General features: G+C 71.0%; 1 protein-coding gene. It reads left to right on the forward strand.

Annotated features, from left to right (window positions below; genetic code table 11):
- Positions 1–1757, forward strand: a 1757-nt coding sequence (locus ACQKDV_RS19355; RefSeq protein WP_427785845.1) for a DUF4118 domain-containing protein, incomplete at both ends; no start/stop codon positions are given.

Below are 1757 nucleotides of genomic sequence, written 5' to 3' on the forward strand. Positions count from 1 at the left end.
GCGGCGCCGGGCGTGGGCAAGACCTACACCATGCTGACCCGCGCGCAGGAAAAGCTGCGCCGTGGCGTGGACCTGGTGGTAGGCCTGGTCGAAACCCATGGCCGTACCGATACCCAGGCACTGCTGGAAGGTCTGCCGCAGCTGCCGTTGAAGGACGTGGCCTACCACGGGCACGCCCTGCAGGAGATGGATCTGGATGCGGTGCTGGCGCGGCATCCGGCGCTGGTGCTGGTGGACGAACTGGCCCATCGCAACGCCCCCGGCAGCCGCCACGAGCGGCGCTGGCAGGATGTGATGGAACTGCTCGATGCCGGCATCGACGTGTGGACGACGGTCAACATCCAGCACCTGGAAAGCCTCAACGACGTGGTGATGCGCATCACCGGCGTGCGCGTGAGCGAAACCGTGCCCGACGGGGTGCTCGACCGCCTGCATGACATCGTGCTGGTGGACCTGCCGCCACGCGAACTGATCGCGCGCCTGCAGCAGGGCAAGGTGTACGTGCCCGAACAAGCGGCGCAGGCCCTGCAGGCGTTCTTTTCACCGGCCAACCTGACCGCGCTGCGCGAACTGGCGATGCAGGAGGCCGCCGACCGCGTCGACAGCAGCCTGCGTGAAACCCGTGCGGCACGCGGCGAGGGCAACCTGCCACTGCGCCGTGGCGTGCTGGTGGCCATCGATGGCGGCGGCCAGAGCGAGTACCTGGTGCGGGTGGCACGGCGCATCGCCGAACGCCGCGACGCACCCTGGACGGTAGTGACGGTGCAGGGCCGGCGGCAGGACGAAGCGACCCGGCGCGAGATCGATGCGGCGTTCGCGCTGGCGCGGCGGCTGGGCGGCGATGCCGAGCTGCTGCACGGATCTGGCATCGCCGATGCCCTGCTCGATCATGCCGCGCACAATGGTGTGTCGACCCTGGTGCTGGGCCGTACCCGCGAACGGCCGTTGGCCCGGATGTTCAACCGGACCCTCACCCAGCAGCTGATCCAGCGCGGCGCGCATTACGAGATCACCATCATCAGCACACCGCAGGCGCGCGCGCGGGCGCGACGCGAAGGCCTGCTGCCGCCGATGCGCGGCATCAGCTACGAGCCGGCGCAGGCGTTGATCGCCACCGCGCTGGCCTGTGCGGTGGCGTGGCTGGCCGAACGCTGGGTGGGCATGGCCGACCTGTCGATGGTGTTCATCGTGGCAGTGGTGCTGGTCGCTGCACGCACGCGCGCCAGCGTGGCGGTGATGGCGGCGATCCTGTGTTTCCTCGCCTACAACTTCCTGTTCATTGCGCCCCGCTTCACCTTCGCCATCGGTGCGCGCCAGGGCGTGATCACCGTGTTCCTGTTCCTGGCCGCCGCACTGGTGGCTGGCCGCCTGGCATCACGCCTGCGCATGCAGGTGATCGCCCTGCGCGCGGCCAACCGCCATGCGCGTGCGCGCCAGCAGCTCGGGCGGCAGCTGGCCAGCGCGGCCGGCAACGGCGAGGTCGCGCAGGCCGGCAGGCAGGCGCTGGAACAGGCGATGGACGTGCCGGCGTGGCTGCGGATTGGCGCCGACACCGCCACCGGCGGCCGCGCCCAGCCCGGCGATACCGACTTGGCCGCCGCCGACTGGGCCCTGCGCCACGGCCAGCCCAGCGGCCGCTTCACCGATACGCTGGCCGGCGCGCAGTGGTGGTTCCTGCCGCTGCTCGATGGCGAGGACCGCGCCGTGGGCGTGGCCGGCCTGTACCTGCCGGGCGCACAGGCACGGTTGCTGCCCGA

Origin of the sequence: Stenotrophomonas sp. NPDC077659, assembly GCF_050268705.1 — a bacterium.
Taxonomy (GTDB): Bacteria; Pseudomonadota; Gammaproteobacteria; order Xanthomonadales; family Xanthomonadaceae; genus Stenotrophomonas.